Annotated in this window: 18 protein-coding genes; 6 read left to right on the forward strand and 12 right to left on the reverse strand. The window is 64.0% G+C overall.

The annotated features are described in order from the left end of the window. Positions 1-92: 92 nt before the first annotated feature. The 7 genes from VE092_RS19020 to leuS all read right to left on the reverse strand — a co-directional run bounded on the left by VE092_RS19020 (position 93) and on the right by leuS (position 8140). Positions 93-1349, reverse strand: coding sequence for a class I SAM-dependent RNA methyltransferase (locus VE092_RS19020; RefSeq protein WP_324879486.1), 1257 nt, complete (start codon positions 1347-1349; stop codon positions 93-95). A 101-nt stretch (positions 1350-1450) separates the two neighbouring features. Next, a complete protein-coding gene (locus VE092_RS19025) occupies positions 1451-2056 on the reverse strand; it encodes a 2-hydroxychromene-2-carboxylate isomerase (RefSeq protein ID WP_324879487.1) in 606 nt (201 codons plus the stop codon). Between the two features lie 44 nt (positions 2057-2100). Then, positions 2101-2526, reverse strand: coding sequence for a CopD family protein (locus VE092_RS19030; RefSeq protein ID WP_324879489.1), 426 nt, complete (start codon positions 2524-2526; stop codon positions 2101-2103). 39 nt (positions 2527-2565) lie between these two features. Continuing rightward, complete coding sequence (locus VE092_RS19035) at positions 2566-3834, reverse strand: glutamate-5-semialdehyde dehydrogenase (protein WP_324879491.1); 1269 nt, start codon at positions 3832-3834, stop codon at positions 2566-2568. Positions 3835-3886: 52 nt separating this feature from the next. Continuing rightward, entirely contained in the window at positions 3887-4906 is a 1020-nt protein-coding gene (holA, locus tag VE092_RS19040; protein ID WP_324879493.1) for a DNA polymerase III subunit delta, read from the reverse strand. Between the two features lie 17 nt (positions 4907-4923). After that, positions 4924-5463, reverse strand: coding sequence for an LPS assembly lipoprotein LptE (gene lptE / locus VE092_RS19045; RefSeq protein ID WP_324879495.1), 540 nt, complete (start codon positions 5461-5463; stop codon positions 4924-4926). A gap of 28 nt (positions 5464-5491) precedes the next feature. Then, a complete protein-coding gene (leuS, locus tag VE092_RS19050; RefSeq protein ID WP_324879497.1) occupies positions 5492-8140 on the reverse strand; it encodes a leucine--tRNA ligase in 2649 nt (882 codons plus the stop codon). Between the two features lie 481 nt (positions 8141-8621). Between leuS and VE092_RS19055 the strand changes: the two genes are divergently transcribed. The 6 genes from VE092_RS19055 to VE092_RS19080 are packed head-to-tail and all read left to right on the forward strand — an operon-like array spanning position 8622 to position 14392. Next, positions 8622-9710 (forward strand): LacI family DNA-binding transcriptional regulator, encoded by a 1089-nt coding sequence (locus VE092_RS19055; RefSeq protein ID WP_324879499.1) that lies wholly within the window; start codon positions 8622-8624, stop codon positions 9708-9710. Positions 9711-9755: 45 nt separating this feature from the next. Further along, on the forward strand, positions 9756-10763 hold the full coding sequence (locus VE092_RS19060) for an ABC transporter substrate-binding protein (protein ID WP_324879501.1): 1008 nt from the start codon (positions 9756-9758) through the stop codon (positions 10761-10763). A 21-nt stretch (positions 10764-10784) separates the two neighbouring features. Beyond that, positions 10785-11663 carry an ABC transporter permease gene (locus tag VE092_RS19065; RefSeq protein ID WP_324879503.1) on the forward strand — a complete coding sequence of 293 codons (879 nt, stop codon included), beginning with the start codon at positions 10785-10787 and terminating at the stop codon, positions 11661-11663. Positions 11664-11679: 16 nt separating this feature from the next. Beyond that, entirely contained in the window at positions 11680-12483 is an 804-nt protein-coding gene (locus tag VE092_RS19070; RefSeq protein ID WP_324879505.1) for an ABC transporter permease, read from the forward strand. Continuing rightward, entirely contained in the window at positions 12480-13574 is a 1095-nt protein-coding gene (locus tag VE092_RS19075) for an ABC transporter ATP-binding protein (protein ID WP_324879508.1), read from the forward strand. Before VE092_RS19070 ends, VE092_RS19075 begins: the two co-directional genes overlap by 4 nt. Next, positions 13571-14392, forward strand: a complete 822-nt coding sequence (locus tag VE092_RS19080) for a phosphodiesterase (protein WP_324879510.1) — start codon at positions 13571-13573, stop codon at positions 14390-14392. The genes VE092_RS19075 and VE092_RS19080 overlap by 4 nt, the downstream gene beginning before the upstream one ends. A gap of 79 nt (positions 14393-14471) precedes the next feature. Here the strand turns inward: VE092_RS19080 and VE092_RS19085 are convergent, their stop codons facing one another. The 5 genes from VE092_RS19085 to VE092_RS19105 all read right to left on the reverse strand — a co-directional run bounded on the left by VE092_RS19085 (position 14472) and on the right by VE092_RS19105 (position 17547). After that, positions 14472-14798 (reverse strand): barstar family protein, encoded by a 327-nt coding sequence (locus tag VE092_RS19085; RefSeq protein WP_324879511.1) that lies wholly within the window; start codon positions 14796-14798, stop codon positions 14472-14474. 12 nt (positions 14799-14810) lie between these two features. Continuing rightward, positions 14811-15254, reverse strand: coding sequence for a biopolymer transporter ExbD (locus tag VE092_RS19090; RefSeq protein WP_324879513.1), 444 nt, complete (start codon positions 15252-15254; stop codon positions 14811-14813). Positions 15255-15270: 16 nt separating this feature from the next. Then, positions 15271-15969, reverse strand: a complete 699-nt coding sequence (locus tag VE092_RS19095) for a MotA/TolQ/ExbB proton channel family protein (protein ID WP_324879515.1) — start codon at positions 15967-15969, stop codon at positions 15271-15273. A 159-nt stretch (positions 15970-16128) separates the two neighbouring features. Further along, positions 16129-16935, reverse strand: coding sequence for a 4-hydroxy-tetrahydrodipicolinate reductase (gene dapB, locus VE092_RS19100; RefSeq protein WP_324879517.1), 807 nt, complete (start codon positions 16933-16935; stop codon positions 16129-16131). A gap of 42 nt (positions 16936-16977) precedes the next feature. Next, positions 16978-17547 (reverse strand): outer membrane protein assembly factor BamE, encoded by a 570-nt coding sequence (locus VE092_RS19105; RefSeq protein ID WP_324879519.1) that lies wholly within the window; start codon positions 17545-17547, stop codon positions 16978-16980. Positions 17548-17590: the final 43 nt, after the last annotated feature.

Here is a 17590-nt window from a genome sequence, read left to right on the forward strand (position 1 = left end):
ACACTGTAGGGAAGAATGCGGGCCGGATAAACCGGCCGTGGCGGGATGGATTGTCTTGGCGTGGTTGACAATCCGGCCCCGCCTGTCCTGCTTCAGTCCTCGCTGTCGCGGGAATGCGGCTTGGCCTCTTCGCGGCGGTTGTAACCGGCCACCATGTCGAAGCGGAACAGGCGGCATTCCAGCGCACCATTGAAGAACGGCGTCTTGCGCGATTCCTTCAGACGCATCAGCTTGGGCAGGCCGAGGTCGGCCGAGAACAGGAACACGCTCCAGCCGGCAAAGCGCTGCTTCAGGGTGCTGGAGAAGGCGCTGAAGAATTGCGTGAACAGTTCTTCGGTTGGCAGGGCGCGGTCGCCACGCACGCCGATCCGTTCGCCATAAGGCGGGTTGGAGAGAATGATGCCGACCAGCGGCTTGCCCTCGGCATCGACCGGTGGTTTGATCTCCTGCGCCTCGATCTGCTTGAGCGGTACCTCGAAATGCACGCCGGCGCGCAGCAGGTTCTTGCGGGTCAGCTCCACCATGTCGCCGGAGATGTCACTGCCGAAAAGCGTTGGCGTGGTCGGGATGGGGTTGGGTTTGAAGTCCCCCTTGATGGCGAACCAGGCATCGGCGTCGAAGTTGCTGAACTTCTCGAAGGCAAAGCGGCGACGCGCGCCCGGCGGCACGCCGGCAATCATCTGGGCCGCTTCGGCCAGGATGGTGCCGGAGCCGCACATGGGATCGAACAGCGGCACGCCCGGCTTCCAGCCGGAGGTGCGCAAGAGACCTGCCGCCAGGTTCTCGCGCAGCGGGGCGTCGCCGGTTTCTTCGCGCCAGCCGCGCTTGAACAGCGCTTCGCCGGAGGTATCCAGGTAGACCGTGAAGTTGTGGGCATCGACGAAGCCGGCGATGCGCATGTCGGGCGTGCGGGTATTGACCGAGGGACGCAGCTTGAACTGGTCGAGGAAGCGGTCGCAGATGGCATCCTTGATCTTGAGCGTGCTGAATTCCAGGCTGCGCAGCGGCGACTTCACGGCGGTGAGGTCCACGCGGATGGTGTGCGAGACCTTGAACCAGTCTTCCCAGGCCTGGGCCAGGGTGAGGTCGTAGATGTCGTTTTCGTTCTTGTAGGAACCGTGGCCCATGCGCAGCAGCACGCGGCTGGCGATGCGCGAATGCAGGTTCATCTGGTAGGCCGCCAGCAGCGTGCCGGAGCAGTGCACACCGCCCGGAACCTGGTTGTGCACCTTGAGATTGGCGGCGGGGCCGGCATGCGCGGCGATCTCGTTGAGTTCTTCTGCCAGTGCCGCTTCCAGGCCACGCGGGCAGGGGCAGAAGTAGGAGTATTGGGTGTCGGGAGATTGCATGGGAGTACCTTTTATCCGTTGAAAAACAGGGCTTCAAAAATCAAAACGCCGGGCTGCGCTCCAGTTCATTGCGCAGCCCGGCGTCATTGTACGCTGGTCGCTCAGGCTTTCGCGAAGGCGCGCTCCAGGAAGTCGAGGCGGTCCTGGCCCCAGTAGCCTTCGCCTTCGTAGACGAACCAGGGGGCGCCGAACACACTGGCAGCATTGGCTTCATCGGTGAAGCGGTCGAATTCGGCCTGCACGCTGGCGGTCTCGGCTGATTTCAGCAGAGCCGCGCCGTCGTGTTCCTGAGCATTGGCGATGGCCACCAGGGTGTCGATGTCGGCGATATTTTTTTGTTCTTCCCACACCGCGCGCATGATGGCGCCGGTCAGGCGCAGTGAGGCGGCGGTGCCGTGGGCCAGCTGGGTGGCGATGATCAGGCGCGCGGCGTTGTCGCTGTTGACCGGGAAATGGGCCGGTTGCAGGATCATCGGCTTGCCCAGGAATTCGCTCCAGCGCGCCAGTTCCTTGAGGCGATAGGCCTGGCGTTGCGGGGCGCGCTTGGCCAGCGGCAGGCCGCCCGAGACGCCGAAGATCTTCGACAGGTCGAAGGGTTTGGGCAGGATCTGCACCTGGTATTTGTCGGCAAGGGCGACGAAACGATCGTGGCCCAGGTAGGCGAAGGGCGAATGCGGCGCGAAGAAGTACTCACAGACTTTGCTCATGACCGGCTCCGGTGGCGTGTTGATGAGGAAGGCAAGGTGAAAGATCAGAACGGCTTGACGACGACCAGGATCACGATGGCCAGCATCAGCAGTACCGGCACTTCGTTGAACCAGCGATACCAGACGTGGCTGCGGGTGTTCTTGCCGTGCTCGAACTTCTTGAGCAGGGAGCCGCAGGCGTGGTGATAGCCGATCACCAGCACCACCAGGAACAGCTTGGCATGCAGCCAGCCGTTGCCGGGGCCTTTCCAGAATTGCCAGGTGATGGCCAGCAGCCATGCGCCCAGCACCAGCGCTACCAGCGCGGTCATGCCGGTGAAGCGGTACAGCCGGCGCGCCATGCCCAGCAGGCGTTCGCGGGAGACCAGGTCGGTCTCCTGCGCCAGGTTCACGAAGATGCGCGGCAGATAGAACAGGCCGGCGAACCAGGAGGCGATGAAGACGATGTGCAGGGCTTTGATCCAGAGCATGACGGTCCTTGGCGTTGGCGTTCGGGTTGAGGTGATCGGTTACTGGCGCACCTGGCCCTGGCCCAGCACCACATACTTCAGCGAGGTCAGGCCTTCCAGTCCCACCGGGCCGCGCGCGTGCAGCTTGTCGTTGGAGATGCCGATTTCGGCACCCAGGCCGTATTCGAAACCATCGGCAAAGCGGGTCGAGGCGTTGACCATGACCGAGGCCGAATCCACTTCGCGCAGGAAGCGCATGGCACGGGTGTAGTCCTCGGTGATGATGCTGTCGGTGTGCTGGGAGGAATGGCGGTTGATGTGCTCGATGGCCTCATCCATGTCGGCCACCACCTTCACGGCCAGGATCGGGGCCAGGTATTCGGTGTCCCAGTCTTCAGCCGTGGCTGGTTTCAGGAAGGGGTAGTCGGCCAGGATATCGGCCGCCTCAGGGTCGCAGCGCAGTTCCACTTCCTTGACGCGATACAGCTCGGACAGCGGCGGCAATATGGCCGCGGCGATGTTGCGCGAGACCAGCAGGGTTTCCATGGTGTTGCAGGTGCCGTAGCGATGGCATTTGGCATTGAAGGCCACGTCCAGCGCCTTGCGGGTGTCTGCCTTGTCGTCGATGTAGACATGGCAGATGCCGTCCAGGTGCTTGATCATGGGCACCTTGGCCTCCTTGATCAGGCGTTCGATCAGGCCCTTGCCGCCACGCGGCACGATGACGTCCACGTATTCCTGCATGGTGATGAGCGCACCCACGGCGGCGCGGTCGGTGGTCTCGACCACCTGCACCGCTTCTTCGGGCAGGCCGGCACCGGCCAGGCCTTCTTTCACCAGCTTCGCCAGGGCCTGGTTGCAGTGGATCGCTTCGGACCCGCCGCGCAGGATGGTGGCATTGCCGCTCTTGATGCACAGTCCGGCGGCGTCCACGGTGACGTTGGGGCGGGCTTCGTAGATGATGCCGATCACGCCCAGGGGCACACGCATCTGGCCGACCTGGATGCCGGTGGGGCGGTATTTCATGTTGCTGATCTCGCCGATGGGGTCGGGCAGGGAGGCAATCTGCTCCAGGCCTTCGGCCATGGTGGCGATGGCCTTGTCGGACAACGTCAGGCGGTCCAGCATGGCCTCGGCCAGGCCATTGGCGCGGGCCGCCTCGAGATCCAGCGCATTGGCCGCGCGCAGGGCGTCCGCATCGCGACGGATGGCGGCGGCGATCAGCAGCAGCGCCTGGTTCTTGGCGGCGGTATCGGCACGCGCCATGGCGCGCGAGGCGGCACGGGCCTGCTGGCCGATGCGGTTCATGTAGAGTTCGATGTTTTCCATTCGGTGTTCTCCGGGGCGCTCCAGGCGCGTCGGTTCGAGATAGGGGGAGGGCTCAGCGTCCGCGGGCCAGCTTCAGTCCCAGCTGCAACAAGGCGTCCCACGGATCGCCGGCAAAGCTGCGGGCGCGCAGGCCCTTGACCATGCGGTCCACCAGGGCGGCTTCCTGCAGGGCCTGTTCCAGCGCGGCCAGGCTGATGCGGCGCAGAGCCGGTTCCATCAGGCGTTCACGCGGGCCCCAGATACGGTATTCCTTGAGCAGGGCGCCCACGGGTTTGCCCTGGGCCATGCCGGATTTCAGTTTCAGCAGCGTACGGATTTCCTCGGTCACTGCCCACAGCACCAACGGCAGGGCTTCGCCTTCACCCTTCAGACCTTCCATCATGCGCGTGAGTCGAGCGATGTCGCCGGAAAGCATGGCTTCGTTGAGCTTGAAGACGTCGTAGCGGGCCACGTTCAGGACCGCATCCTGTACCTGTTCGAAACTGAGCTGACCGGTCGGGTAGAGCAGGGCCAGCTTCTGGATTTCCTGGTGCGCGGCCAGCAGGTTGCCTTCCACGCGGTCGGCGATGAAGTCCAGGCAGGGCCGGTCGGCGCTCTGCTGCTGGGCCGCCAGGCGGTTGCCGATCCAGCCCGGCAACTGGGCGCGCTCCACCAGCGGAATGTCGATGTACACCGCCGCCTGCTGCAGGGCGCCGACCCAGGCCGCCTTCTGGGTCGCCCAGTCCAGCTTGGGCAGGCTGATGATGGTGAGGTTGTCGGGCGAGAGATTGGCGGCATAATCCTGCAGGGCCTGGCCGCCATCCTTGCCGGGCTTGCCGGTGGGGATGCGCAGTTCGATCAGCTTCTTGTCGCCGAACAGCGATTGCGACTGGTTGGCCGCCAGCAGTTCACCCCACTTGAAGCTGCGTTCCACCACCAGCACTTCGCGCTCGGTATAGCCATTGGCACGGGCGCTGCGGCGGATCTTGTCGGCCGCTTCCAGCGCCAGCAGGTGCTCGTCGCTGGCGATCACATAGAGGGACGCCAGCGATTTGCCGAGATGGGCGTCCAGGGAGTCGTGGCGCAGTTGCATGATCGTGCGTGACCGGATCAGGAATCCGACTGCGCCTTTTCGGTGCTCAGAGCCGACTTCGAGGCCGCCAGACGACGCAGGATCTGCTGCACCAGATCCGACTGCATGTCGCGGTAGAGCAGCACTTCCTCGGCCTGCTTGGCCAGTTCCTGGTTCTCGTCATAGGTGATGACGCGACGCAGGGTGATGGCCGTGGGCGGGATCACGACGACCCCCTTGGGATCGGTGACCGAGAACGTGAAACGCTGGAACAGCGCGTATTCACGCACACGGCCGTTGGTGTTCAGGGTCAGCACCTGACGGTCGCGCGAGTCGGCCAGGACCTTCAGGATGGCCTCGGCGTCCTTGGTATCGGAAACCACCCGGGCGCCGCTGGCCTCGATGTTGCGCTTGAGTTCCACGCCCACCGCGGAGTTGGGCGCAAAGCCGAGGTAGATGGTCTTGAACGGCAGGTCGGCCGCACCGCGCATATGGAAGCCGCAGGCCGTGAGCACCAGGGCTGCGGCTGCCATCAGCAGCCATTGCGAGAAACGCTTGATTTGGACTTGAGCGTGCATGGAGTTCCGTCGTTGAGGTTGGGCCGGATCAGGCAACGATGTTGACCAGCTTGCCCGGCACCACGATCACCTTCTTCGGTGCGCCGGTCAGGAATTTCTTGACGTCTTCGTTGGCCAGGGCGGCGGCTTCGATGGCGGCCTTGTCGGCTTCCTTGGGAACCGTCACCTCGCCACGCAGCTTGCCGTTGACCTGCACCACCAGCTTGATTTCGCTCTGTTCCAGCGCGGCGGCATCCACCTGCGGCCAGTCGGCATCGAGGATGTCGCCCTGGACGGCGGCATAGCCCAACTGCTGCCACAGCACATGGGTGATGTGCGGCGCCACCGGATTGAGCACGCGCAGGAAGATCGAGAAGCACTCCGCCAGGACCGCGTCGCCGGCCGCGCCGGCAGCCGGCTTGGCGGCTTCCAGCGTGTTGAGCATCTTCATGCAGGCCGAGACCACGGTGTTGTACTGGATGCGCTTGAAGTCGTTGTCGGCCTGCTGCAGGATCTTGTGCACTTCGCGGCGCAGAGTCTTCAGACCGTCATCCAGCTGGGCGACATCGACGCTGCCGGCGGCGGTGATGCGTGCCGCATTGTTGTAGCCGAAGGCCCATACGCGGCGCAGGAAGCGGTTGGCGCCTTCCACGCCGGCACCTGACCATTCCAGGGTCTGTTCCGGGGGCGAAGCGAACATGGTGAACAGACGGGCCGTATCGGCCCCGTACTGGTCGATCTGGGCTTGCGGGTCGATGCCGTTGTTCTTGGACTTGGACATCTTCTCGGTGCCGCCGATCTCCACCGGCTGGCCGTCGGTCTTGAGGATCGCCGAGACCGCGCGGCCCTTGTCGTCGAAGCTCAGTTCCACATCGGCCGGGTTGATCCAGATCTTCTTGCCGGAGGCTTCTTCGCGATAGTAGGTCTCGTTCAAGACCATGCCCTGCGTCAGCAGGTTGGTGAAGGGCTCGTCGAACTTGACCAGGCCGAAATCGCGCATGACCTTGGTCCAGAAGCGCGCGTACAGCAGGTGCAGCACGGCGTGTTCGATGCCGCCGATGTACTGGTCCATGGGCATCCAGTAATCGTTGCGGGAATCGACCATGGCGTCGTTGCTGCCCGGCGAGGTATAGCGCATGTAGTACCAGGACGAGTCCACGAAGGTGTCCATGGTGTCGGTTTCGCGACGGGCCGGCTTGCCGCACTTGGGGCAGTCGACCTTGAGGAATTGCTCATGCTTGTTCAGGGGATTGCCGCTGCCGTCCGGCACGCAGTCTTCCGGCAGCACCACCGGCAGGTCCTTCTCGGGCACCGGCACGTCGCCGCAGTCCGGGCAGTGGATGATGGGGATGGGGGTGCCCCAGTAGCGCTGGCGCGAAATGCCCCAGTCGCGCAGGCGGAACGTCACCTTTTTCTCGCCCAGGCCCTTTGCGGCCAGGTCGGCGGCCACCGCATCGACTGCGGCCTGATAGCCCAGGCCGTCGTACTTGCCGGAGGCGATGGTCTTGCCGGCTTCCTTGTCGCCGTACCATTCTTCCCAGGCGTCGGTGGAATAGCTCTTGCCTTCCACGGCAATGACCTGCTTGATCGGCAGGTCGTACTTGCGGGCGAAGGCGAAGTCACGCTCGTCATGCGCCGGCACGCCCATCACGGCGCCGTCGCCGTAGGTGATGAGCACGTAGTTGCCGACCCAGACCTCGACCTGGTCGCCGGTCAGCGGATGGGTGACGTACAGTCCGGTGGGCATGCCCTTCTTTTCCATCGTCGCCATGTCGGCTTCGATGACGCTGCCCTGCTTGCATTCGGCGATGAAGGTCTGCAGGGCCGGGTTGTTCTCGGCGGCCAGGGTGGCCAGCGGGTGTTCCGGGGCCACGGCGCAGAAGGTCACGCCCATGATGGTGTCGGCGCGGGTGGTGAAGACATACAGCTTGCCATCGTTGATCAGCTGGCCGCTGGCGTCCTTGATCTCATGCGGGAAGGCGAAGCGCACACCGGTGGACTTGCCGATCCAGTTGGCCTGCATCAGGCGTACACGCTCGGGCCAGCCGGTCAGCTTGGTCTCGACGTGTTCCAGCAGTTCGTCGGCATAGTCGGTGATGCGGGCGTAGTACATCGGGATTTCGCGCTTTTCGATCACCGCACCCGAGCGCCAGCCGCGGCCGTCGATGACCTGCTCGTTGGCCAGCACGGTCTGGTCGATCGGGTCCCAGTTCACGGTGCCGGTCTTCTTGTAGATGATGCCCTTCTCCAGCATCTTCAGGAACATCCACTGGTTCCACTTGTAGTACTCGGGGCGGCAGGCGGTCATCTCGCGCGACCAGTCGATGGCCAGGCCCATGGACTGCATCTGCGACTTCATGTAGTCGATATTGGAATAGGTCCACTGCGCCGGCGGCACACCATTGGCCATGGCGGCGTTCTCGGCGGGCATGCCGAAGGCGTCCCAGCCCATGGGCATCAGGACGTTGTAGCCGTTCATGCGCAGATAGCGGTACATCACGTCGTTGATGGTGTAGTTGCGGACGTGACCCATGTGCAGCTTGCCGGAGGGGTAGGGCAGCATCGAGCAGGCGTAGAACTTCTTCTTGTCGCGGCCCTCTTTGTCACGGGCGTTTTCGACGGTCTTGTAGGCGTCGATGGCGTTCCAGTGCTGCTGCGCGGACTGTTCGACTTCGGCTGGGCTGTATTTATCTTGCATGACGGGCTGATACGGATGGGAATCGGTTGGGAAGGGAATGCAATTCGAAACCCTGCATTATACCGGCTCGCCACCCCGGCGACGCAGTCCGCGCCCGGCAAGCCCCGCCGGCCGGGCAAGCAGGATTGCCAAAGAGAAACAAAAAGGCCCGCCTCCGCCAGAGGGGCGCGGAGGCGGGCAAAGATCCCTGTGCCAGAGCAGGGCGGTCACAGGGATAGCAGCTACGTGCATCCGGCCGGTCAGGGGGGACGGATCGGCTGGATTCGCGCGGCCGCAACGACGCTGATCGCCAGCAGGCATATCAAACCACCGGAATGCCGCGAGAGGGCGGTTCTCGAATTTGTTCTTTTTAAATCTCGAAAAATTGTGAAAAAGTAATTTTTTACAAAGTACGGATGGATTTGGCGGCGGCACATGGTCATGAGGTCGTAACAATCGGACGGCATCATGAAATCGTTTTCATTTGCCCTCTGGTGCCGCCGTGCGTCCTTCCATCAAACAAGTTGCCCATCTGGCCGGTGTGTCCATCGCCACGGTGTCCCGCTTGCTCAACAAGCCTGGTTCGGTGAGCGCGGAAACGGCCGAGAAGATCCATCGCAGCATCGCCGAACTGGGCTTTCGGCCCAATTTCACCGGTCGCAATCTGCGGGCCGGCAATTCGCGCACCGTGGGGGTGGTGGTGCCGACACTGTCCAATACCGTCTTCGCCCAGTGCCTGCAGGGCATAGAACTGGCGGCGCGCGCGCTGGATTACTCGGTCATGTTCACCACCACCGAATACCTGCCGGAGGAAGAATCGGCGGCCGTCGAGCTGTTGCTGGGGCATCGGGTGGACGGGGTGATCCTGACGGTAGCCGATGCCGGCTCCAATGCCACGCTGGACCTGCTGGAGCGTGAACGCATCCCTTTCGTCTTGACCTACAACCAGCTGGCCACGTCCGGCCCGACGACCCATCGCGCTTCGGTCTCGGTGGACAACCGCGCCGCCGCCTGTGATGCGGTGGCCCACCTGATCAGGCTGGGCCATCGGCGCATCCAGATGCTGTCGGGCCGCTTCAATGCCTCCGACCGCGCCATGCAGCGCTACTACGGCTATCTCGATGCGATGCAGGCAGCCGGCCTGGCGCCGCTGCCCGCCATCGAGGTGGAGCGCCACACCCTCACCGCCGCCACCGACTACCAGCAGATGATGGCCGACCCGCTGCAGCGCCCGACCGCGCTGTTCTGTTCCAACGACCTGCTGGCCCTGAGTGCCATGCGTGACCTGCGCGCGCTGGGTCTGCAGGTGCCGGGCGATATCTCGGTGATGGGCTTCGACGGCATCCCGGTCGGCGCCCTGATGGCGCCCGTGCTGGCCAGTGTGGTGCAGCCTTCCGAGCGGATCGGCGATGTCGCCCTGCGCACGCTGGTGGAAGCCATCGAGCGCGCCGTACCCGCTGCCGCCGGGGAGCGGTCGCCCCAGTCCCCCGACTCCTCGGAGTCCGCCCAGCCGGCCTTGCGCCACATCCTGCCGCATGCCCTGCGCGAAGGCGGATCGGTGGCGCCGCCGGCTGCCCATTCGCTGTCCTGAATTCTGTCGTGCTTTCGTTGTTCAACCTCTAGGAAAGGATCTGACATGTTCCTGAAACGTGTTATTCAAACCGCTGCCGGCGCACTTCTGCTGTCGGCTTCCCTGGCCGCTTCGGCCCAGACCGCCATCTGCTACAACTGCCCGCCGGAGTGGGCCGACTGGGCTGCCCAGATCAAGGCGATCAAGGACAAGACCGGCATCACCGTGCCGCCCGACAACAAGAACAGTGGCCAGGCCCTGGCCCAGCTGACGGCCGAAAAGGCCAGTCCGGTGGCCGACTTCACCTACCTGGGTGTGTCCTTCGGCATCGAAGCCAGGAACAAGGATCTGGTGGCCCCCTACAAGCCGGCCCACTGGAACGACATTCCCAATGGCCTGAAGGACCCGGACGGTTACTGGTTCACCATCCACTCCGGCACCATGGGCATCATGGTCAACGTCGATGCGCTCAAGGGCAAGCCGGTGCCCAAGTCCTGGGCCGACCTGCAGAAGCCGGAATACAAGGGCCTGATCGGCTACCTGGACCCGGCCTCGGCCTTCGTCGGCTACGTTGGCGCGGTGGCGATCAACCAGGCCCTGGGTGGCACGCTGGACGACTTTTCGCCCGCCATCGGCTACTTCAAGAACCTGCAGAAGAACCAGCCCATCGTCCCCAAGCAGACCTCCTATGCGCGCCTGATCTCGGGTGAGATTCCCATCCTGCTGGGCTATGACTTCGACGCCTATCGCGCCAAGTACAAGGACCACGCCAACGTCGCCTTCGTGATCCCCAGCGAAGGCACCGTGACCGTGCCCTACGTGGTGTCGCTGGTGAAGAATGCGCCGCACCAGGCCGAGGCCAAGAAGGTGCTGGACTTCCTGCTGTCGGACCAGGGCCAGGCCATCTGGGCCAACGCCTATCTGCGTCCGGTGCGCGCCTCGGCCATGTCCAAGGAAGCTGAAGCACGTTTCCTGCCGGCCTCGGAATACGCCAGGGCCAGGTCGGTCGACTACGGCAAGATGGCCGAAGCGCAGCGCAAGTTCGGCGAGCGTTACCTGGCTGAAGTGCGCTGAACGCGGGACGCAGGAGCAAGCATGAAGACCGAGATTTCCACCGTGCCCGCCGCGCGCCGACCCCAGCCGGGTTCTCCGACACGCAGCGCCGGCAACGGCGTGTGGCTGTGGTTCGCCGCGCCGGGCCTGACGCTGTTCTGCGCCTTCTGGCTGTTGCCGATGGTGCGGCTGGTCGGTGTCGGGGCGTCAGGACCGGAGGGCGCCATGGCCTACCTGTCGGTGCTGACCAACCGCCATTACCTGGCCAGCCTGCTGTCGACGCTCGCGCTGTCGGCGGTGGTGACCCTGGCCACGCTGGCGATCTCGGTGGCGGTGGGCTTGTTCCTGCAACGCAACCGCTTTGCCGGCCAGTCGGTATTGCTGGCCATGCTGACCTTCCCGCTGGCCTTTCCCGGCGTGGTGGTCGGCTTCATGGTGATCATGCTGGCCGGGCGTCAGGGCCTGATCGGCAGATTCACCGACTGGCTGTTCGGCCAGTCGCTGGTGTTTGCGTACTCGCTCGCGGGGCTGTTCCTGGGCTACCTGTACTTCTCCATTCCGCGCGTGATCCTCACCGTGGTGGCGGCGGCCGAGAAACTCGATCCCTCGCTGGAAGAGGCGGCCCGTTCGCTGGGTGCGAGACCCTGGCAGGTGTTGCTGCATGTGGTGCTGCCGGCGCTGCTGCCGGCCCTGATCTCGTCGGGGGCGATCTGCTTTGCCACCAGCGTCGGCGCCTTCGGCACGGCCTTCACCCTGGCCGCCAACATCGATGTGCTGCCCATGACCATCTACAACGAATTTACCGGCTACGCCAACTTCGCCACGGCGGCCTCGCTGTCCATCGTGCTGGGCCTGATCACCTGGGCCATGCTGGCCCTGGCGCGCTCGCTCACCGGCAGCGGCGTGGCGGCAGCGGCTTGAGGCGCAAGGAACGATGATGCAGAACCGATTGCGTTTTTACGTACAACTGGCCTTTACGCTGCTGGTGTGCGCATTTCTGGTGGTGCCGGTGGTGCTGTCGATGCTGGCCGGCATTACCGAGAATTTCTTCGTTGGCCTGTCCAGCGGACTCACGTTGCGCTGGGTGGCGCAGGTATGGGAGATGTACCAGCCCACCATCTGGCGCTCGCTGTTCATCGCGCTGGCCTGCCTGGCGGTGACGCTGGTGGCCGGGGTGCCGCTGGCCTACATGCTGGCGCGCTACCGCGGTGGTAACAGCCGCCTGGCGCGCGTGATCGAGGAACTGCTGATGATGCCGGTGGCAGTGCCCGGCCTGGCCACCGCGCTGGCGCTGATCATGGCGTATGGACAGTATCGCCAGTTTCGCGCCAGCATTCTCTTCATCCTGGTGGGGCATGTGCTCTTCACGCTGCCCTTCATGGTGCGTCCGGTGCTGGCGGTGATGCAGTCCTCGCAACTGGCGCAGCTGGAAGAGGCCGCCGCCAGCCTTGGTGCCGGCCGCATGCGTCGCTTCTTCGGCATCGTCATCCCCAATGCGGCCTCCGGCATCCTGGCCGGCGCGCTGATGGTGGTGACCCTGTCGATCGGCGAATTCAACATCACCTGGATGTTGCACACGCCGCTGACCCAGACCCTGCCGGTGGGCCTGGCCGATGCTTATGCATCGATGCGGCTGGAGGTGGGATCGGCCTATACGCTGATCTTCTTTTTCATGATCATTCCGCTCCTGATCGGCATGCAGTGGGCGACCCAGGCAACACGCAAGAAAGTCCGTCTATGAAGTCCAAGAAAGAAGCCGTTTCCATTCGCCTGCATCAGTGTGCCAAGTCCTTCGCCAACGGTACGCGGGCGCTGCAGCCGCTGGACCTGGAAATCCATCCCGGTGAAACCCTGGTGTTGCTGGGCCCGTCGGGCTGCGGCAAGACCACCACGCTGCGCATGATTGCCGGTCTGGAATTTCCCGACGAGGGCGGTCGTGTGCTCTTCGGCGAGGATGACGTGACCGCGCTGCCGATCGAAAAGCGCGGCGTGGGCATGGTGTTCCAGAACTATGCCCTGTTCCCCAACATGAGCGTGGGCGAGAACATCGCCTACGGCATGAAGATCCGCAAGATTCCGGCCGGCGAGCGCGCCGAGCGCGTGGAGCAGTTGCTGGAGATGGTGCATCTGCAAGGTCTGTCGCACCGTCGTGTGGACCAGCTTTCGGGTGGCCAGAAGCAGCGTGTGGCGCTGGCCCGGGCACTGGCCATGGAGCCGCGCGTGCTGCTGCTGGACGAGCCGCTGACCGCGCTCGACGCCAAGCTGCGCGAAGCGGTGCGCAGCGACCTCAACAAGCTCTTGCGCAGCCTCGGCATCACCGCCATCTACGTTACCCACGACCAGAGCGAGGCGATGGCGCTGGGCGACCGCATCGTGGTGATGGAGCGCGGCAAGATATCGCAGATCGGCACGCCCCAGGAGATCTACTATCATCCTGCCAATGACTTCGTGGCCGATTTCATCGGTGCGATGAATCGTGTGCAAGGTATCGTTTCCGGAGATAGATTGCTGCTGCCCAATGGCAGCCTGCCGCTGGCCGCGCTGGTGGATGCGGCGCATCAGGGCCAGTCGGCCTGTGCCATGTTCCGGCCCGAGGACGTGCAGGTGGTCGATATCACCGAAGCCGATGCGCAGTGCGTGCGCGGCAAGCTGATCAATACTTTTTTTCTGGGTGATCGTACCCGCTTTGAAATCGAGATCGGGACGGAGCGCCCGGTCATCGCCGAGACCAGCCGCCGTGGCTGGTGGGAAGCCGGCCAGCAGATCGCCCTGCGGGTGCCGGCCGAGGCCCTGGTGAAGATGGCGCCCGCCGTCGTGAAGGAGAACGCATGATACTGGGACAGATTTCCGACCTGCACATCAAGACCGATGGCAAGAAGTCGTACCGGGTGGTGGACACCGCTGAGAGCCTGCGCCGTTGCGTGGCACAGGTCAATGGCCTCAAGCAGCGCCCGGATGTACTGGTCATCACCGGCGATCTGGTGGACTTCGGCAAACCGTCCGAATACGCCTGCCTGCGGGAACTGCTGGCGCCGCTGACGATGCCCTACTACCTGCTGCCGGGCAACCACGACGAGCGCAATGCGCTGCGGGCGGCCTTTCCCGAGCATGCCTACCTGCAGCAGGGTGGGGAGCGGATCGAATATGTGGTCGAGGATTATCCGGTGCGCATCGTGGCGCTCGATACGGTGATCCCGCGTGCCAGCGGCGGCGAGTTGTCGGTGCAGAGCATGCGGTGGCTCGATGAGGTGCTGGCGCAGCAGCCGGAGCGGCCCACCGTGATCGCCATGCACCACCCGCCGTTTACGACCGGTATCGGACACATGGATGACATGGGGCTGGTCAATCCGCAGGTGCTGGAAGCAGTCGTGAAGAAGCACCCGCAGGTGGAGCGCATCCTGTGCGGTCACCTGCATCGCTCCATCCAGCGGCGTTTCGCCGGCACGCTGGCCACCACCTGTCCGGGAGTGTCACATCAGGTGCAACTGGACCTGGATCCGCAGGCGCCTTCCTGCTTCGTGATGGAGCCGCCGGGCTACCAGTTGCATTGGTGGGATGCGCAGGCGCGCAGCCTGGTGAGCCATACGGCATTCATCGGTGAGTTCGATGGGCCGTATCCGTTCTATGACGGAGATGAACTGATCGATTGAGGGATAGGTGGATTGATCTGTCGGGTAGATCAACCCATGTTCTTGCAGCGTTACGAAAGATAAGTCAAAAAACGCCGGGTTACTTCCATACTAGCTCGATCACCGCCGGTTCGCCGTAATCCTCGCAGCGGTCATTGATGGCCGTGCAGCAGAATTCCACGTCCTCGACCAGCTCCGGCAGGCGCCGGTGCAGGTCGGCGCTGTGGCTGATCTCGATGGTCAGCACTTCCTTGGGCTTGAGCTTGAACTTGCACATGCCTTCGTCATCGCGCAGGTAGGACAGGCAATCCACCCAGGCATCCATGTTGCGGCCATAGAAATCGGGAAAGCCGAAGGCTTGCGCACTCTCGGTGTGGAAGCTCTCCCAGTTTGTGATGCGGTCGCCCGCCAGTGTTACGGTGGCCATGTTCTATCTCTTTCAGTTGGCTTTGGCTTGCGTCTTGCTGCCGGCCTTGGGGTCGGTGACGAAGCCCAGCTTGGTCAGGCCGGCAGACTGCGCGGCCGACATCACCTCGGCGATGGTCTGGTAGCGGGTCGACTTGTCGGCGCGCAGCTGCAGCTCGGGCTGTGGCTTCTTGCCGGCGGCAGCGGCCAGGCGACTGTCCATTTCCTCTTCGCTGACCGGCTGGTCGTTCCAGTACAGCTTGCCGGCGGCGTCGATGCCGAGGGTGATGGTCTCCGGCTTTTCAGGGGCCGGCGCCGATTGCGCGGTGGGCAGGTCCAGCTTGAGGGCGTGGGTGAACATGGGCGCGGTGATGATGAAGATCACCAGCAGCACCAGCATGACGTCGACCATCGGGGTGACGTTGATATCGGCCATCGGGGCCGAATTCTGGTTCTCATTGAATCCGCCGAAACTCATGATGGGCTCCCGGGTGTCATGGCTTGCGCATGCCGCCGACGCGTTCGCCGGTGGTGAGATAGGCGTGCAGGTCGTGGGCGAAGCCATCCAGTTCGGCCAGCACCACGCGGTTGATGCGGGTGAAGGCGTTGTAGGCCAGTACCGCCGGGATCGCCACCAGCAGGCCCAGTGCGGTCATGATCAGGGCTTCGCCGACGGGGCCGGCGACCTTGTCGATCTGTACCGTGCCGCTGGCCGAGACCGCCACCAGCGCGTGGTAGATGCCCCAGACGGTGCCGAACAGACCGACGAAGGGCGCGGTGGAGCCGACCGAAGCCAGCAGGGTCAGGCCGCGTTCCAGACGGGCCGAGACGCGGTTGATTTCACGCCGCAGGGTGCGCGTGATCAGTTCGCCCTGATCGGTGGCGGCGTTGAGCGAAGGCGTGCCTTGCTGGCGGGTACCGATGTCGGCCGCTTCGGCGGCGCGTTCAGCCATGGGCGTGTAGATCTGTTCGCTGTCGAGCCGCTGCATGGCGCCGGTGGCGTCGGCCAGGGTGGGGGCCTGCCAGAACTGTTCCAGCGCGTTGCTGCCACGGCGGATGCGCCAGGCGGCCCAGGCCTTGGAGAGGATGTAGTACCAGCTGGCGATCGACATGATCAGCAGCAGATAGGCGACGGAGTGGGAAACGGCATCGCCTTGCGCCCAGTAGTGGGCAAATCCAACGTTCGGTTCCATGTGCGTTCTTTCGGGAAAGCGCCGCGCCAGCGCGGCAATGGGTCAATCGGAAGCAATCAAGCGGGGCTGTCGCTTGGAGCGGCCTGCCCCAAAAAAATTCGCTGCCGGACCTGGTGGGGCGCGGCAGCGTCGGGCATTTCCTGTGGTTCCGGGCCAGGCTTACTTGAAGCCCAGCACGTCCTGCATGTCGTACAGGCCACTCTCCTTGCCGGCCAGGAAGCGCGCGGCACGCAGGCTGCCCATGGCGTACGAGACGCGGCTGGACGACTTGTGCGAAATCTCGATGCGTTCGCCGATGCCGGCGAACAGCACGGTGTGGTCGCCGATGATGTCGCCGCCGCGCACGGTGGCAAAACCGATGGAGGACGGATCGCGCTCGCCGGTGACGCCTTCGCGGGCATAGACGGCGACGTCGTCGAGATTCTTGCCCAGCGCGTCGGCGATGACTTCACCCATCTTCAGGGCGGTGCCGGAGGGGGCGTCGACCTTGTGGCGATGGTGCGCTTCGATGATCTCGATGTCGTAGCCGTGCGAGAAGTTCTTGGCGGCCAGTTCCAGCAGCTTGAGGGTCACGTTGACGCCCACGCTCATGTTGGGGGCGGCCATGACAGCGGTCTTCCTGGCGAATTCGGCGATGGCGGCCTTGCCCTCGGCTTCGAAGCCGGTGGTGCCGATGACGACCTTCACGCCATGCGCAGCGCAGAACTCCAGGTGCTTCAGCGTGCCTTCAGGACGGGTGAAATCGATCAGCACGTCGGCACCGGCCAGGCCGCGGGCCAGGTCGGATTCGATGAGCACGCCGGTGGTCTTGCCCAGGAACAGGCCGGCATCGGTGCCGATGGCCGGTGCGCTGGCGGTGTCAAGGGCGCCGGAGAGCTTGAGGTCGTCGGCGTTGAGGATGGCTTCGATCAGCATGCGGCCCATGCGCCCGGAGGCGCCGGCGACTGCGATATTCAATACTGTCATGGGAAACTCGGATGACGGATGACGGATGACGGGATACGGGGATTACTTGCCGGTGGCCGAGGAGGGCGCCACAGGCGAGGCCGGCTTGACTTCGCTGTCGGCTTTGTCCTTGTCGCTGCCGAAGCTGGCCTTGGCGCCGACCTTGGAGTCGGTGATCAGGGTCAGGTATTCGCTTTCGGTGGGCAGGTTCTCGCCGCCTTCGACGTGATCCAGCAGGTCATCCTTGAAGAACACCGAGACCCGGCTGGTCATGATCTCGCCATTGCCCTTGGCCAGGCGGAAGTCGTAATCCCAGCGATTGGCGTGGAACATGTCGGTCAGCAGCGGCGTGCCCAGCACGAAGCGCACCTGGTCGCGGGTCAGGCCGGGGCGCAGCTGCGCCACCATTTCCTTGGAGACGAAATTGCCTTGCTGGATGTCGATGCGGTAGGGCTTGAGGAAGCCGAACAGGCTGTTGCTCTTGCCGGTCACCTTCACGCCCGAGGTGTCGGTCGGGGCCGCCTGCTCGGGCGACTTGGTCGAGGAACAGCCGGCCAGCGACAGAGCCAGCAGCGCGACGACGCCGATTGCGGTGGTTTGATGACGGGACTTCAGTCGGGAAAGCATGCGCATAAAGTTTTCAACCGGGTTGAGCCATGAACCTAAAGCGCTATAT

The sequence above is a fragment of the Herbaspirillum sp. genome (genome assembly GCF_035644555.1).
Classification (GTDB): domain Bacteria; phylum Pseudomonadota; class Gammaproteobacteria; order Burkholderiales; family Burkholderiaceae_D; genus Herbaspirillum.

What these genes read in the sequence shown, in the direction of transcription:
- VE092_RS19090 (WP_324879513.1), bottom strand. Translation starts at nt 15,254, where the DNA reads ATGAGTTTCGGCGGATTCAATGAGAACCAGAATTCGGCCCCGATGGCC.
- lptE (WP_324879495.1), bottom strand. Translation starts at nt 5,463, where the DNA reads ATGCACGCTCAAGTCCAAATCAAGCGTTTCTCGCAATGGCTGCTGATG.
- holA (WP_324879493.1), bottom strand. Translation starts at nt 4,906, where the DNA reads ATGCAACTGCGCCACGACTCCCTGGACGCCCATCTCGGCAAATCGCTG.
- leuS (WP_324879497.1), bottom strand. Translation starts at nt 8,140, where the DNA reads ATGCAAGATAAATACAGCCCAGCCGAAGTCGAACAGTCCGCGCAGCAG.
- VE092_RS19095 (WP_324879515.1), bottom strand. Translation starts at nt 15,969, where the DNA reads ATGGAACCGAACGTTGGATTTGCCCACTACTGGGCGCAAGGCGATGCC.
- VE092_RS19035 (WP_324879491.1), bottom strand. Translation starts at nt 3,834, where the DNA reads ATGGAAAACATCGAACTCTACATGAACCGCATCGGCCAGCAGGCCCGT.
- VE092_RS19070 (WP_324879505.1), top strand. Translation starts at nt 11,680, where the DNA reads ATGCAGAACCGATTGCGTTTTTACGTACAACTGGCCTTTACGCTGCTG.
- VE092_RS19085 (WP_324879511.1), bottom strand. Translation starts at nt 14,798, where the DNA reads ATGGCCACCGTAACACTGGCGGGCGACCGCATCACAAACTGGGAGAGC.
- VE092_RS19060 (WP_324879501.1), top strand. Translation starts at nt 9,756, where the DNA reads ATGTTCCTGAAACGTGTTATTCAAACCGCTGCCGGCGCACTTCTGCTG.
- dapB (WP_324879517.1), bottom strand. Translation starts at nt 16,935, where the DNA reads ATGACAGTATTGAATATCGCAGTCGCCGGCGCCTCCGGGCGCATGGGC.
- VE092_RS19075 (WP_324879508.1), top strand. Translation starts at nt 12,480, where the DNA reads ATGAAGTCCAAGAAAGAAGCCGTTTCCATTCGCCTGCATCAGTGTGCC.
- VE092_RS19105 (WP_324879519.1), bottom strand. Translation starts at nt 17,547, where the DNA reads ATGCGCATGCTTTCCCGACTGAAGTCCCGTCATCAAACCACCGCAATC.
- VE092_RS19030 (WP_324879489.1), bottom strand. Translation starts at nt 2,526, where the DNA reads ATGCTCTGGATCAAAGCCCTGCACATCGTCTTCATCGCCTCCTGGTTC.
- VE092_RS19080 (WP_324879510.1), top strand. Translation starts at nt 13,571, where the DNA reads ATGATACTGGGACAGATTTCCGACCTGCACATCAAGACCGATGGCAAG.
- VE092_RS19065 (WP_324879503.1), top strand. Translation starts at nt 10,785, where the DNA reads ATGAAGACCGAGATTTCCACCGTGCCCGCCGCGCGCCGACCCCAGCCG.
- VE092_RS19020 (WP_324879486.1), bottom strand. Translation starts at nt 1,349, where the DNA reads ATGCAATCTCCCGACACCCAATACTCCTACTTCTGCCCCTGCCCGCGT.
- VE092_RS19025 (WP_324879487.1), bottom strand. Translation starts at nt 2,056, where the DNA reads ATGAGCAAAGTCTGTGAGTACTTCTTCGCGCCGCATTCGCCCTTCGCC.